13 protein-coding genes are annotated in these 13,305 nt (G+C 71.9%); 5 read left to right on the plus strand and 8 right to left on the minus strand.

From position 1 onward, the window contains the following. Positions 1-40 precede the first annotated feature (40 nt). Positions 41-595 (minus strand): hypothetical protein, encoded by a 555-nt coding sequence (locus tag RZ50_RS00045; RefSeq protein ID WP_217680145.1) that lies wholly within the window; start codon positions 593-595, stop codon positions 41-43. Positions 596-690: 95 nt separating this feature from the next. Next, a complete protein-coding gene (locus tag RZ50_RS00050; RefSeq protein WP_217680147.1) occupies positions 691-1,146 on the minus strand; it encodes a MarR family winged helix-turn-helix transcriptional regulator in 456 nt (151 codons plus the stop codon). Between the two features lie 210 nt (positions 1,147-1,356). Here RZ50_RS00050 and RZ50_RS00055 point away from each other — a divergent pair, with 210 nt between their 5' ends. Then, positions 1,357-2,820: an MFS transporter gene (locus RZ50_RS00055; protein ID WP_217680367.1), complete on the plus strand. Its 1,464-nt coding sequence runs from the start codon at positions 1,357-1,359 to the stop codon at positions 2,818-2,820. Between the two features lie 95 nt (positions 2,821-2,915). On the opposite strand, the gene RZ50_RS00060 is transcribed toward RZ50_RS00055, so the two are convergent. Continuing rightward, positions 2,916-3,497 carry a helix-turn-helix domain-containing protein gene (locus RZ50_RS00060; protein ID WP_196947830.1) on the minus strand — a complete coding sequence of 194 codons (582 nt, stop codon included), beginning with the start codon at positions 3,495-3,497 and terminating at the stop codon, positions 2,916-2,918. A 245-nt stretch (positions 3,498-3,742) separates the two neighbouring features. Between RZ50_RS00060 and RZ50_RS00065 the strand changes: the two genes are divergently transcribed. Continuing rightward, positions 3,743-4,540, plus strand: a complete 798-nt coding sequence (locus tag RZ50_RS00065; protein WP_196947831.1) for an aldolase — start codon at positions 3,743-3,745, stop codon at positions 4,538-4,540. After that, on the plus strand, positions 4,540-5,454 hold the full coding sequence (locus tag RZ50_RS00070) for a dihydrodipicolinate synthase family protein (RefSeq protein ID WP_196947832.1): 915 nt from the start codon (positions 4,540-4,542) through the stop codon (positions 5,452-5,454). Before RZ50_RS00065 ends, RZ50_RS00070 begins: the two co-directional genes overlap by 1 nt. 37 nt (positions 5,455-5,491) lie before the next feature. On the opposite strand, the gene RZ50_RS30000 is transcribed toward RZ50_RS00070, so the two are convergent. Continuing rightward, positions 5,492-8,182 carry a tetratricopeptide repeat protein gene (locus tag RZ50_RS30000; RefSeq protein ID WP_217680148.1) on the minus strand — a complete coding sequence of 897 codons (2,691 nt, stop codon included), beginning with the start codon at positions 8,180-8,182 and terminating at the stop codon, positions 5,492-5,494. 368 nt (positions 8,183-8,550) lie between these two features. On the opposite strand from RZ50_RS30000, the gene RZ50_RS00080 reads away from it, so the two are divergent. Next, positions 8,551-9,453, plus strand: a complete 903-nt coding sequence (locus tag RZ50_RS00080) for an SAM-dependent methyltransferase (protein ID WP_196947834.1) — start codon at positions 8,551-8,553, stop codon at positions 9,451-9,453. A gap of 95 nt (positions 9,454-9,548) precedes the next feature. Here RZ50_RS00080 and RZ50_RS00085 read toward each other — a convergent pair whose 3' ends face one another. From RZ50_RS00085 to RZ50_RS00095, 3 genes are read right to left on the minus strand one after another with little or no spacing between them, the layout of a single operon-like run. After that, positions 9,549-10,373 (minus strand): carbohydrate ABC transporter permease, encoded by an 825-nt coding sequence (locus RZ50_RS00085; RefSeq protein WP_196947835.1) that lies wholly within the window; start codon positions 10,371-10,373, stop codon positions 9,549-9,551. After that, the gene (locus tag RZ50_RS00090; RefSeq protein WP_196947836.1) at positions 10,370-11,284 is read right to left on the minus strand and encodes a carbohydrate ABC transporter permease; all 915 of its coding nucleotides are present in this window, start codon (positions 11,282-11,284) and stop codon (positions 10,370-10,372) included. The genes RZ50_RS00085 and RZ50_RS00090 overlap by 4 nt, the downstream gene beginning before the upstream one ends. Further along, complete coding sequence (locus RZ50_RS00095; protein ID WP_196947837.1) at positions 11,274-12,563, minus strand: extracellular solute-binding protein; 1,290 nt, start codon at positions 12,561-12,563, stop codon at positions 11,274-11,276. The genes RZ50_RS00090 and RZ50_RS00095 overlap by 11 nt, the downstream gene beginning before the upstream one ends. A 159-nt stretch (positions 12,564-12,722) precedes the next feature. On the opposite strand from RZ50_RS00095, the gene RZ50_RS00100 reads away from it, so the two are divergent. Continuing rightward, positions 12,723-13,067: an immunity 51 family protein gene (locus RZ50_RS00100; protein WP_196947838.1), complete on the plus strand. Its 345-nt coding sequence runs from the start codon at positions 12,723-12,725 to the stop codon at positions 13,065-13,067. A 30-nt stretch (positions 13,068-13,097) separates the two neighbouring features. Here the strand turns inward: RZ50_RS00100 and RZ50_RS00105 are convergent. Continuing rightward, positions 13,098-13,305: DAK2 domain-containing protein (locus tag RZ50_RS00105; protein ID WP_217680150.1), on the minus strand; the 208-nt coding region annotated here is incomplete at its 5' end.

Raw genomic sequence — 13,305 nt, forward strand, 5'->3', positions numbered from 1 at the left:
GGGTCCGCACGACGGCTCCGGCGGCGGATGTGAGGGCCGGTCAGGCGAGCATCACGCCGGTCTCCCGGGCCAGGGTGTCCAGGCCGTAGCGGGTCACGTGCTCGGTGTTGTCCGGGTCGATCGTGCGGACGCCCTCGGAGGCGAGCCGCTCGTTGATCTCGTCCAGGTGCTGCCGGACGACCTGCTTCTCCGCCTCGGTCGTGCGGCCCTTGTGCGGCCGCCCGGCGTGCTCCAGGCTGGCGTAGTTGACCCGCTCCCGGCCGTTGGCGGCGGCCGTCGAGGGCAGGTCGGCCTCGGTCGCCCGCCGGGCGCCGCGCAGCACCTCGGACATCGGCGTGGCCGAGGCCAGCCGGTTGAACGTCTCCACCTCCATCACCACCGTCTGCGGCTCCTCCCGGTCCGGGTGGTGCAGTTCGACCGTGACCAGGTCGAGCGCCAGTTCCGGCACCTCGCTCAACTCCCCGGCGAGCGCGTCGATCTCGACCGGGCCGTCCGTCAGCTCGGGGTGCTGGAGCACCACGACCCGCACCAGGTCCCCGTCGTTCTCCGCGTGCTTGCCGGTCAGGTCCGAGAACCGGATGATCTTCTGGCCCATGTCTTTCCTCTCCTGCCCCTGTGATCAGCCGAGAGCCTACGCCCAGGATGATCACCCACGCGTCGGGACCGGGAGGGCCGGAACCCGACCGGGCGTCAGGGGCGGGGCCAGTCCCGTCCGTCGATGCGTTCGATGCTGGTGTTGAAGCGGCGCAGGTACCCGGCGAAGGCGGCGACGTCCTGCTCGGGCCAGTCGGCCATGACGAGGTCCAGGGCGCGGACGTGGGCCTGGCGCTCCTGCTCCAGGCGCCGGCGGCCCTCCTCGGTGAGGCGGAACTTGCGGGCCATGCCGCCGTCGGGGTCGGGGATGCGCTCCAGGAGCCCGGCGCGGTGGAGGGCCGCGGTCTGCCGGTTGAGGGTGGAGACGTCCAGGCCGAAGGCGTCGCTGAGCTGGCCGATGGACATGGGGCCCTGGGCGTCGACGCGGCTGAGCAGGACGTAGGCGCCGCGTTCGAGCTGGCTGCCCTCGGGGCCGTTGCCGACCTGGCCGAGGTCGCGGTGCCGGGAGAACACCAGGAACTCGAGTGCGACCTGGTGGGTGGGGCTGGCCATGGCGAGGTCCCTTCGTCACCGCTTGACCTGCGGGTTCTTCGTGGATCACGTTCAGTATGCCAGAGGAGTGCACCTGACACATGATGTGCACGATGCACATTCCATGTATGCTGACTGCCTTGTGCATGCTGCACATGGTGTGCATCAGACACTTCCCGTCTCCGCCGCACAGCCCAGCCCCACTGGCTGCCGAGCCCGAGGAGGCCCGTCATCAACGGCCCCGCCCCCGCCCTCCGTACCGGACCGATCGTCGCCACGCTCGCGTTCGCCGGCACCGTCGCCGCGATCATGCAGACCCTGGTCACCCCGCTGATCAGCGAGCTGCCCCAGCTCCTGCACACCACCGCCTCCAACGCCTCCTGGGTCATCACCGCGACCCTGCTCTCGGCCGCCGTGTTCGTCCCGATCAGCGGACGCCTGGGCGACCTGCTGGGCAAGCGGACGATGCTCATCGCCTCCTGCGTCCCGCTGCTGCTCGGCTCGGTGTTGTGCGCGCTGTCCTCCTCCGTCGTGCCGATGATCGCCGGCCGGGCCCTCCAGGGCATGGGCATGGGCCTGGTGCCGATCGGCATCAGCCTGCTGCGCGACGTCCTGCCGCCCGAGCGGCTCGGCTCGGCCATCGCGCTGGTCAGCGCCTCCATGGGCATCGGCGGCGGCCTCGGCCTGCCGATCGCCGCCGGCGTCGCCGACTACGCGAGCTGGCGCGTCCTGTTCTGGGCCACCGCCGCGCTGACCCTCGTCATCGTCGTGATGATCCGGACCGTCGTCCCCGCCCAGACCACCCGCCCCGCCGCCGGTGGCCGCTTCGACTTCGTCGGCGCCGCCGGTCTGAGCATCGGCCTGGTCTGCCTCCTGCTGCCCGTCTCCAAGGGCGGGGACTGGGGCTGGGGCAGCACCCGCACCCTCGGCCTGTTCACCGCCGCCGCGGCCGTCCTCCTGCTCTGGGGCCGCTGGGAACTGCGCGTCGCCGACCCGCTGGTGGACCTGCGGGTCACCGCCCGCCCGCGCGTGCTGCTCACCAACGCCGCCTCCGTCCTGGTCGGCTTCGGCATGTACGCCCAGGCCCTGGTCATGCCGCAGCTGCTCCAGCTGCCGAAGGCCACCGGCTACGGGCTGGGCCAGTCGATGCTGGCGATGGGCCTGTGGATGGCCCCGGGTGGTCTGATGATGATGTTCGTCTCCCCCCTCGGCGGCCGGCTCTCCGCCGTGCGCGGCCCCAAGTTCACCCTGGTCGCCGGCGCGCTGGCGATCGCCGCCGGCTACGGCCTCGCGCTCCCGCTGATGGGCTCGACCTGGGGCGTGCTGCTCGCCGCCGTCGTCTCCAACGGCGGCGTGGGCCTCGCGTACGGTGCCATGCCCGCGCTGATCATGAGCGCCGTGCCGCTGTCCGCCACGGCGTCGGCCAACAGCTTCAACACCCTGATGCGCTCGCTGGGCACCTCGGTGTCCGCCGCCGTGGTCGGTGTGGTCCTCTCCCAGATGACCACCACCCTGGGCGGCCACACCCTCCCCTCGGAGAGCGGGTTCCGTGTCGGCCTGGTGATCGGCTGCGGCGTCGCCCTGATCGCGGCCGCCGTCGCCGCCGTCATCCCCGCCCCGCCCGCCGCCGGCCCCCGCTCCACGCCCGCCGCGGAGGGCGACGGCGCCGACACCAGGAACCCGGCCGCCGCCTGAGCCCGTCGCCCGTCGTCGCCCGACGCGCCGCAACACGGTGAACCCACGCCGTGCCCGGCCCCCGTACTCCCGTCCGCCCTGTCGCCCGGTGCGCCTCAGGGCAGGTGGGAGTACGGGGGCCGGGCGTCGTCCGGAGTGTCGTGGTCGTGGGAGACCAGGAGGAGGACCGTCGCGCGCCGGGTTCCCAGGGAGCGGAGCCGGTGGGGTGTGGTGGCCTTGAAGTAGGCGCAGTCGCCGCGGTCGAGCGTGATCACGCGCGAGGGGAGGATCAGCTCGACCCGCCCCTCGTGGACGAAGACGAACTCCTCGCCGGGGTGGTCCCGGAAGGGGGAGGGGCCGTCGTCGAGCGGCGGGTGGAGCATGAACGGGGTCATGCTCTTGGCGCCGGCGTCGAGCGCCATGCCCTCGTAGCGGGTGCCGGGCTCGTCCGGGGAGGTCAGGGCCTGACGTTCCGCGGCCCGGGTGACGGTGACCTCGCTCAGCTCCTCGGCGTCGGCGAAGAGGCTGTCCAGGGGGACTTCGAGAGCCTTCGCGAGGGAGGCGCACACGGCGATCGAGGGAACGCTCTGCCCGCGTTCGACCTTCGACAGGTAACTCTTGGTGACGCCGGACCGCTCGGCCAGCGCCTCCAGGGTCATCAGCCGTTCCTTGCGCAGCCGGCGCACCCGGTTGATCACTGGCGTCTTCCTCTCCCGTGCCCCTCGGCCGACGGGGCCGCGCGGTGCGGTGCGTGCCGTCCACCCTCGATGACACAACGTGTCCTATGGCGAACGATGCTACGCCGCACCGCGACCGGCGTACCCGCGGGTGGCTCTTGCCGCAGGAAACCTTGTGTCCTATGGTGAACAAAGTTTCCTCCGGGCCGTGGCTCCGGAGGCGGGCCCGGCCATGGGGGCCAGGGCCGGAGAACTGGAGCAGACGCATGTCGAAAACGCTGCAGGACTCGAAGGACGTCCTCGTCGACCGCGCCGAGCGGCAGATGGACCAGCACTTCGGGGATTCGAAACTGACCACGCGCCAGAAGCTGGCGCTCACCTGCCGGATCGCCTACGACGGCGGCCACGACTCGGGCCTCGCCGGGCAGATCAGCTCCCGCGGGCGGGAGCCGGGCACCTACTACACCCAGCGTCTCGGGCTGGGCTTCGACGAGATCACCGAGGACAACCTGCTGTTGGTGAACGAGGACCTGGAGGTCCTGGAGGGGGAGGGCATGCCCAACCCCGCCAACCGCTTCCACACCTGGATCTACCGGGAACGTGCGGACGTCAACTGCATCATCCACACGCACCCGCTGCACACGGCCGCGCTCGCCATGCTGGAAGTGCCGCTGGTGGTCTCCCAGATGGACACGACGCCGTTGTACGACGACTGCGCCTTCCTCAAGGACTGGCCGGGCGTGCCGGTGGGCAACGAGGAGGGCAGGATCATCTCCGCCGCCCTCGGTGACAAGCGGGCCATCCTGCTGGCCCACCACGGCCAGCTGGTGACGGGCTCCACGATCGAGGAGGCGTGCACCCTGGCGCTGCTCATCGAGCGGGCCGCCCGCCTGCAACTGCTCGCGATGTCGGCGGGGACCATCCAGCCGCTGGACCCGGCTCTGGCCCGTGAGGCCCACGACTGGACCTCCACCGACCGGCGCAGCAGGGCGAACTTCGCGTACTACGCGCGCAAGGCGCTGCGCAACCACCCCGACTGCCTGACCGGACAGGTGGACCTCTGATGGCCAACCCGCCCCTGAAGGGCATCATCTCCTACCCGGTCACGCCCTTCGACGCCGTCACCGGCGAGGTCGACCTGGCCGCACTGCGGAAACTCACCGGCGACCTCGTCTCCGCCGGCAGCCACGCCGTCGCCCCGCTGGGCAGCACCGGCGAGAGCGCCTACCTGAGCGAGAAGGAGTGGGACGCGGTCTGCGAGGCCACGCTGGACACGGTGGCCGGGCAGGTGCCGACCCTCGTCGGCGTCTCCCACTGGAGCACCGGGGGTGCGGTCCGCCGCGCCCGCGTGGCCGCCCGCCACGGCGCCACCGCGATCATGGTGCTGCCCCAGGTGTACTGGAAGCTGACCGAGGACGAACTCGTCCGGCACTACGGCGAGGTGGCCCGCGCCACCGACCTGCCGATGATGCTCTACAACAACCCCGGCACCAGCGGTGTGGACCTGCGCCCGGAGGCGGTGGTCGCGCTCGCCCGGAAGATCCCGAACCTCACCATGGTCAAGGAGAGTTCGGGTGAGGTCTCCCGCTTCCGCGCCATCCGTGAGCAGTCCGACGGGGAGCTGTCCGTCTACAACGGCAGCAACCCGGTCGCCCTGGACGCCTTCCGCGCCGGAGCCGTCGGCTGGTGCACGGCCGCCCCCTGCCTCGTACCGCAGTGGGTGCTGGAGCTCCACACCGCGGTCGTCGGCGGACACGACGACCGTGCGGACGAGCTGTTGCGGGAGCTGCTGCCCTTCCTGCGGTTCATCGTCCACCACGGCCTTCCCCGGGCCGTCAAGGCGGGCCTCGAAATCCAGAACCGCCCGGCCGGGCCGCCGCGGCCGCCACTGCTGCCCCTGCCCCAGCACGAGACGGCGCGGCTACGGGAAATGCTCACCCGCCTCCTCCCGGATCAGCTCCCGCCCCCCGCCGCCTGACGGCGCGAACCCCTGTCGGTTCCCGCCCCGTCGGTGACTAGGCGCGGTGGGCGCCGTCCTCCAGTGCGCTGAGGTGGGCGGCGGCCGCGGATGCGTCGGGGGCGCCGATGCGGCGGTAGGTGGCCAGGGCCTGTCGGAGGTTGGTGAGGGCGGTGGCGCGGTCGGGGGTGCAGCGCGCGGCGCCCTCCAGGGCCCGGGCCTCCAGCAGGGGGCTGTGGATCTGCCGGGCGAGGCGGATGGCCGCCTGGTACAGCCGCAGCGCCTCGTCGGGGCCGCTGGTGTCCGCGGCCAGCGCGCCCATGCTGCTGAGCAGTTCGGCCTCGCCCGGGCGGCTGCCGACGGACCGGTGGATCGCCAGGGCGTGCTCGTACAGGTCGGCGGCCGCCGGGACGTCACCGGTGCGGTGCCGTGCGCGGCCCAGGCCGTGCAGGGCGTCGGCCTCGCCCTGGCGGCTGCCGAGTGCCCGGTAGATTCCGAGCGCGCGCTCGTGCAGGTCGGCCGCGGCGGCGAAGTCCCCGGTCTCGTGCCGGGCACGGCCCAGGTTCCACAGGGCGTTGGCCTCGCCCTGGCGGCTGCCGATGGCCTGGTAGATCACGAGGGACCGCTCGTGCAGGTCGGCGGCGGCCCGGGCGTCGCCGATGTCGTGCAGGACGTACCCCAGGTCGTGGAGGGCGCCCGCCTCGCCCCGGCGGTCCCCGAGGTCCCGGTAGATCGCGAGTACGCGTTCCATCAGGCTGATCGCCGCCGGCGAGTCGCCGGTGGAGTGCCGGGCGCGGCCGAGGTCGCAGAGCGCGTGCGCCTCGCCCAGGCGGTCGCCGAGATCGGTGAAGATCGCCAGGGCCCGTTCGTGCAGGTCGGCTGCGGCCAGGTAGTCGCCGGTCAGGACCTTGACGCGGCCCAGTTCGTGCAGGGTGCCGGCCTCGCCCGGGCGGTTCGCGAGGTCGTGGTAGATCGTCAGGGCCCTTCCGTACAGCTCGGCCGAGGCCTGGTAGTCCCCGGTCGCGTGCCGCACCCGCCCCAGGTCGCGGAGGGCGCCCGCCTCGCCCAGGCGGTCCGCCGTGTCGTGGGCCGCGGCGGCCGCCGCCTCGTGCAGGGCCGCGGCCTGCGTCCAGGGGCCGTCCAGGAGGAGGTAGGCGGCCAGGGCGGCGGTGAGCGCGATGGCGCGTGCGGGCTGGTCCCGGGCGGCGGCGTGGGCGGTGACCGCGAGGAGGTTGTCGCGTTCGGCCCGCAGCCAGGCCAGGGCCGTCGTACGGTCGGGCAGCTCGGGGGCGCTGGCGGGCGTCGCGGGGACCAGCGGGGCCCGGGGCGGGGTGCGGCGGGCGAGCCGGCGGTCGGCCAGCTGGGAGGTGTGCTGGTAGTAGTCGAGGATCCGTTCCAGCGCCTCGTCGTCGCCGGCTCCGGCGGTGCCGTCGCCGCTTCCGTCTCCGCGCAGGGTGCGCGCGTAGAGCCCGAGCAGGTCGTGGAACTGGTAGCGGCCCGGGGTGTGCTGGATGAGCAGATGGTGGTCCAGGAGCGATTCCAGCAGGCGTTCGGCGGTGCGGTGGTCGGTGCCCATGAGGCCGGCGGCGGCGTGGGCGTCGACGTCCGAGCCGGGAACGCGCCCCAGCCGGCGGAACAGGAGCTGTTCGTCCGGGGGCAGGGTGGCGTAGGAGGTCTCGAAGACGGCGGTGAGGTTGCGGTCCTCGTCCGCGAGGTTGTCCAGGCGCCGGACCTCGTCGCGCAGTTCCTCGACGAGGTCCTCGACGCGGAGCGTCCGGCTGTGGCGGAGCCGGGCCGCGGTGATGCGGATCGCCAGCGGCAGGCGGCCGCACAAGGCCACCAGTTCGGCGATCCGGGGGTGGTCGGCCGGGATGCGGCCGGGACCGGCGCCCGCGTGCAGGAGGGCGACGGCCTCGGCGTCGGGCAGGACGTCGAGGCGCAGGATCTGTGCGTCGTCGAGGCCGATCAGGCGCTTGCGGCTGGTGATCAGCACCAGGCTGCCCGGAGTGCCGGGCAGCAGGGGGCGGACCTGGGCGGTGCTCGCGGCGTTGTCGAGGACGATCAGGGTGCGGGTGTCGGCGAGCCGGTCACGGTAGAACGCGGCGCGCTGACCGACGTCCTGGGGGATCTGCCGCGGGGGGACGCCGAGCGAGCGCAGCAGCCAGTCCAGGGCCTCGCCGACGCCGAGCGGCGGTGTGCCGGGGGTGTGCCCGTGCAGGTCGATGAAGAGCTGGCCGTCGGGGAAGCCCGCGCGGACGCGGTGGGCCGCGCGGATGGCCAGGGCGGACTTGCCGACGCCCCCCATGCCGTCGATCGCGGAGATCACCACCATCCCGGCGTCGCTGCCCTCCGGGGCCCGTTCGGCCAGGGCGAGCAGCTGATCGAGCTCCTGGGAGCGGCCGGTGAACAGTCGGGTGTCGGAGGGGAGTTGGCAGATCGATCCGCTGCCGAGCGGCCGGGCGGGAGGCGGGCCGGCGCTCGCGGGGGAGACGGCGGAGACGGCGGAGACGGTGGGGGCGGCGGGCGCGGCCCGTCCGTGGGCCGCGGCGATCAGCCGCGTCCGGCCGTTCGGTTCCAGCTCCAGGGCGTCGGCCAGGCGGGTCACCGACGACAGGCGGGGGCGCCGGCGGCCCGCCTCCAGCACGCTGATCGAGTGCGCCGACACGCCGGAACGGTCCGCCAACTCGTCCTGCGTCAACCCCACCCGGAGCCTGAACTCCCGTAGGAGCGCGCCAAAGGAGTCGACCACGATGCTCTCACCAACCCTGCTCTACCCGGATGCGCAGCCGAACGCCGCAGTACGGGGTGCGTCACCGGCATGCACACGTTCGGATTCCGACCCTAGTGGGCGGGGTCGCGCGGAGCACCAGGAAAGCGTCAACTCAACGTCATGGAGCCGGGCATGGCGCACGCCGAGAATGGTGCCTGCTCAACGGGGTCGCAGCCGCGGCCCGGCGGAGCCCCACCAGAGGGGGCGTCCCGTAGCGGAGGGCACCGGGGGAACGGGGGTTCTCCGGTGCCCTCCGGGCATCCCGCCAGGAGAACGGCCCTTGCGGCGCGGGTGAGTTGGCTAGACTGCCGCGAGCCTGGCGTGATCGCCGAGGAGGGAGACAGGGAATGAGCACGGACGAGATACGGGTGACGGCCACCGAGTCGGAGGCCGAGCCGGAGGTGGCGTCGGGGGCCGAGCCGGAGGTCGACGAGGCGGCCGCTCCGCACCTGCGCCAGGACATTCCGCACAGCGCCCGGATGTACGACTACTTCCTCGGCGGCAAGGACAACTTCGCCGTCGACCGCGAAGCCGCCGAACGAGTCCTGACCGCCTTCCCCACCATGCGCATCGCGGTCCACGCCAACCGCACCTTCATGCACCGGGCCACCCGCGCCCTGGCCCGGCACGGCCTGCGCCAGTGGCTGGACATCGGCACCGGCATCCCCACCTCGCCGAACCTCCACGAGGTCGCCCAGGCCGTGGAGCCGCGGGCCCGCGTCGTCTACGCCGACAACGACCCCGTCGTCCTCGCCCACTCCCGCGCCCTGATGACCAGCACCCCCCAGGGCCGCACCGCCTACGTCCACGGCGACGTCCGGGACCCGGCCTCGATCCTGGCCACCCCCCAGGTCGCACAGACCCTCGACCTGACGCAGCCCGTGGCGCTCTCGCTGGTCGCCCTGCTCCACTTCGTCCCCGACCTCGACGAAGCCCACGCCATCGTCAAGCACCTCCTGGACCCCCTCCCGGCGGGTTCCGCCCTGGTCCTCTCCCACGCCACCGCCGAACTCGACCCGTCCGGCGCCTCCAAGGTCGAGGAGATCTACAACCAGGCCGGCACCTCCCTCCGGCTGCGCCCCCGGGCCGAGTTCGCCACCTTCTTCGAAGGCCTCGACCTCCTCGACCCCGGTATCGTCCCCGCCCACCGCTGGCACCGCGACGACACCGACGCCCCCGCCGGCCTCCTCCCCGCCACCGTCACCGACGCCCAGGTCTCCTTCTACGCCGCCGTCGCGATCAAGCGCTGACCCCCCGGAGGAGCCGGGTCGACCTCCGGCTCCTCCGGGCGTGGGCGCCGTCCTCCGGGCCGGGCCAGGCCAGGCCGGGCCTTCCGTGCTCGTGGTCAGCCCTTGACCGCGCCGGCGGCGAGGCCGGAGGCGATCCTGCGCTGGACGACGAGGAAGAAGACCACGACGGGCAGGGCGGTCAGGGTGGCACCCGCCATGAGTCCGCCGTAGTCGGTCCCGAAGCTGGTCTGGAAGGAGACCAGCCAGATGCTGACGGTCTGCTTCTTCGGGCTGGACAGCAGGACGTAGACGAGGACGTACTCGTTCCAGGCCTGGACGAGGGCGAAGACCGAGGTGGCGACGATGCCGGGTGCGAGCAGCGGGAGGACCACCCGGCGGAACGCGCCGAGGCGGCCGCAGCCGTCGACCATGGCGGCCTCCTCCAGTTCCACCGGCACGCCGGCGATGAACCCGCGCAGCATCCACACCGTGAACGGCAGGGTGAACACCAGATAGGTGATGATCACCCCGGCGATGCTGTCGGTCATCCCGACGTCGTTCAGCAGCAGGTACACCGGGATGATCAGGGCGGTGAGCGGGACCATCTGCACGATGAGGATCACCACCACGAAGGCCCGGCGGCCCAGGAAGCGGAAGCGGGCCAGGGCGAAGGCGGCGAGGGTGCCGACGACCAGGGACACCAGGACGGTACCGACGCCGATGAGGACGCTGGAACGCACGTTGGCCCAGAAGGTCTCCGAGTTCAGGGCCCGGGTGAAGTTGGACAGGGTGGGCGTGCCCGGCCAGAAGTGCGGTGGCAGGCTCAGGATCTCGGTGGCCGGCCGGAACGCGGTGAGCACCATCCAGTAGACGGGGAAGCCGACCACCGCGGCCACGGCAAGCCCGAGCAGGTCGTAGCCCAGTGACCGCCGTCGCCTCATTCGAGCTCTCCCGTCCTGAACATCTGGCGCAGGTGGACGACCGATCCGCCGAGCAGCAGCACGACGGTCACGAGCGCGATCGCGGCGCCGACGCTGTACCGGTTGACGGCGAACGACTCGATGAAGGAGTAGACGCCGAGCAGGTAGTACTCCCGCTCGGGCTGGCCGCCGCGCATGAGCCAGATCTGGTTGAAGACGCCGAAGTCCCAGATGGACATCAGCGTGGTGACCATGAGCAGGACCGGCCTGATCACGGGGATGGTGACGTGCCGGAAGACCTGGAACGGCCGGGCGCCGTCGAGCACCGCGGACTCCTCCAGTTCCGGTGGCACCTGCGCCAGCGCGGCCCGTAGGGTGATCGCCGCGAACGGCAGCGATCCCCACACCACGACGGCGACGATGACGGAGAAGCCCTCCCACGGGTCGGTGAACCAGTTGTGCTTGGCCAGGTCGACGCCGGGCAGCCGGGAGAGCACCCAGTTCACCACGCCGTAGTCGGCGTCGAAGAGCCAGCGGAAGATCGACGCGGCGACCATCTCCGGCATCGCCCACACCGTGACCAGCACGCCGGCGATGACGGCGCGCACCCACGGGGAGACGCGGTGCATCAGCATCGCCGTGAACAGCCCGCAGATCACCGTCAGGGTGACGCAGGCGGCGGTGAACAGCAAGGTGCGGAACACCACCGTCCAGAAGAACCCGTCCCCGAGGATCCGCCGGAACTGCTCCAGACCGGCCCACGGCGGCGCCGCGCCGCTGAACAGCTGTTCGCGGGTCATGTCCTGGAAGGCGAGCACGACCATGTCCACCAGCGGGTAGCCGAGGACGAGGCCGAGCGCGATGACGGTCGGGCCGATCAGCAGGTACGGCAGCAGCGGTGACCGCCGCCGTCGGACCCGGTCACCGCTCATTGATCACGGCGTCGATCCGCTTGTCGGCGTCCTTGGCGGCGTCCTGCACCGAAGCCTTGCCGTTGGCGATCCGCTCCAGCATCTCGGGCAGGATGTTGGACTTCTCCACCGACGTCCAGCCGGGGGCGAACGGGGTCATCCAGCCGCCGGTCTGGGCCGCCTGGGCGGCCGGTCCGTTGATGCCTCCGGCGGCGACCTCGGCCAGCTGGGTGGTGTTGTTGGGCAGGGTGTTGGCCTCGATCAGCGCTTTCTGCGAGTCCCGGTCGGTGAACATCCTGATCCAGTCGGCGGCCAGGTCCTTGCGCGTGGACTTGGCCGGCACGGCCAGGGTGGAGCCACCGAGGAACGGCGGCAGGAGCTTCCCGGAGGGGCCGGGGAAGGGGAAGGTGTCGAACTTGCCCTTCAGCTTCGGGTCTCCGCCGACGCCCGGGTCGGCGGCGGAATCGGCCTCCCAGGTGTTGCCGTAGAAGACGCCGACGTGGCCCTGGCCGACGACGGCCGGCTCGTCGCTGTTGTCCTTGGCGCGGTCGCCGACGTAGTAGGAGTCAATCAGCCGCTTCCACTCGGTGAGACCGGCGACGGAGGCGGGGGAGGAGAGCGAGGACTTCCAGCGGTTGCCGTCCTTCACGGCGATCTCGCCACCGGCGTCCTTCACGAAGGCCATGGCGGCGTACCAGTAGCGGCCGGGCATGTAGAAGGCGGAGAAGTTCGGGTCGCCGACGCCGAAGGTGTTCTTCAACTTGTCGAGCGCGGAGGTCAGATCGGCGTAGGTCTTCGGGGCCCCGGAGACGCCGGCCTGGGTGAAGAGGTCGGTGCGGTAGACGCCGACCCGGGCTCCGACGTAGTAGGGCACGCAATAAATCTTGCCGTCGTTGCGACAGGCGTCGGCCAAGGCCGGCAGCCAGGTGCCCGACTGGTCGTAGCGGGCCGGGTCGATCGGGGCGAAGGCGCCGTTGAGGATGTAGTTGGTGGTCTCGCTGTTGCCCATCTCCACCACGTCGGGCACGTTCTTCCCGGCGAGGACGGCATCCAGCTTCTGGTTCTTGGTCGGCCACTGCTGGTACTGGACCTCGACCTGGACCCCGGGGTGGGCCTTGGTGAACCGGTCATTGGTGGACTGGACCAATTGTGGCCAACTCTCCTGGGCGTCCACGGCCAGCCAGACGGTCAGCCTGCCGCCCGACTCGGAACCTCCTCCCGAGCCGCCGCCGCACCCGGCCGCGGCCAGGGACAGGAGTAACGCCAGGAGGACAGGACGACTGGACACGCGAATGGACATGGGGGTCTCCAAGTTCGCTGTGGGGGTGACCCTCTGACTACCCATCCGATGCGCCCATGTCGCAGAGGTCTAGACATTCGGCCGGAAGACGACGCTCGGCGTCCCGTCGGCTGGTCGTGGGGAACGGGGTCTGTCGGTGCGGGCTTGTAGGGTCAGCGCATGATTGATCGCGAGACCTTTTTCCCGTTGGTGTTCTTCGAGTACGACCACAAGCCGGGCACGTTCTGTCTGATACTGAGCGACGATCACATGGCCGACACCGAAGACGTGTTCGGCGAGTTCGGGCAGTACGGCAATGGCCACGACTGGGAGGACGTGGCCAGGTCGGCCCTGTTCGCCCGCGCTCCGGAACTGGCCGGCCGACCCGGCAGCGACCTCGACTTCGACTCCGAGGCCGGTATGTTCTGCGCCTACGGCGAGGATGCCGACGTCCTCAGGCTCCTGGGGCGGCTTCTGCAGGAGGCGTGGCGGGACCGGGCCGTGCTCAGGGGATACATCGGCTGAAAGAGCGCCTCATGCGTGGGGTGTGGCCGGTCACCGGGCGGCCGCGGTGTCGGCGAGGGCCCGGAAGATCAGGGCGGTGGAGGTGGCGCCCGGGTCCTGGTGGCCGCTGCTGCGGGCGCCGAGGTAGGACGCCCGGCCCTTGCGGGCCTGGAGCGGGATGGTGGCGCGCATCCCCTCCTCGGCGGCGGCCGCGGCGGAGCGCGCGGCCTCGGCGAGACCGGCGCCGGCGCTGTCCCGG

The sequence above is a fragment of the Kitasatospora sp. SUK 42 genome, assembly GCF_015776785.2.
In the GTDB taxonomy this organism is placed as follows: domain Bacteria; phylum Actinomycetota; class Actinomycetes; order Streptomycetales; family Streptomycetaceae; genus Kitasatospora.

What these genes read in the sequence shown, in the direction of transcription:
- RZ50_RS00045 (WP_217680145.1), bottom strand. Translation starts at nt 595, where the DNA reads ATGGGCCAGAAGATCATCCGGTTCTCGGACCTGACCGGCAAGCACGCG.
- RZ50_RS00050 (WP_217680147.1), bottom strand. Translation starts at nt 1,146, where the DNA reads ATGGCCAGCCCCACCCACCAGGTCGCACTCGAGTTCCTGGTGTTCTCC.
- RZ50_RS00065 (WP_196947831.1), top strand. Translation starts at nt 3,743, where the DNA reads ATGTCGAAAACGCTGCAGGACTCGAAGGACGTCCTCGTCGACCGCGCC.
- RZ50_RS00070 (WP_196947832.1), top strand. Translation starts at nt 4,540, where the DNA reads ATGGCCAACCCGCCCCTGAAGGGCATCATCTCCTACCCGGTCACGCCC.
- RZ50_RS00080 (WP_196947834.1), top strand. Translation starts at nt 8,551, where the DNA reads ATGAGCACGGACGAGATACGGGTGACGGCCACCGAGTCGGAGGCCGAG.
- RZ50_RS00085 (WP_196947835.1), bottom strand. Translation starts at nt 10,373, where the DNA reads ATGAGGCGACGGCGGTCACTGGGCTACGACCTGCTCGGGCTTGCCGTG.
- RZ50_RS00090 (WP_196947836.1), bottom strand. Translation starts at nt 11,284, where the DNA reads ATGAGCGGTGACCGGGTCCGACGGCGGCGGTCACCGCTGCTGCCGTAC.
- RZ50_RS00095 (WP_196947837.1), bottom strand. Translation starts at nt 12,563, where the DNA reads ATGTCCATTCGCGTGTCCAGTCGTCCTGTCCTCCTGGCGTTACTCCTG.
- RZ50_RS00100 (WP_196947838.1), top strand. Translation starts at nt 12,723, where the DNA reads ATGATTGATCGCGAGACCTTTTTCCCGTTGGTGTTCTTCGAGTACGAC.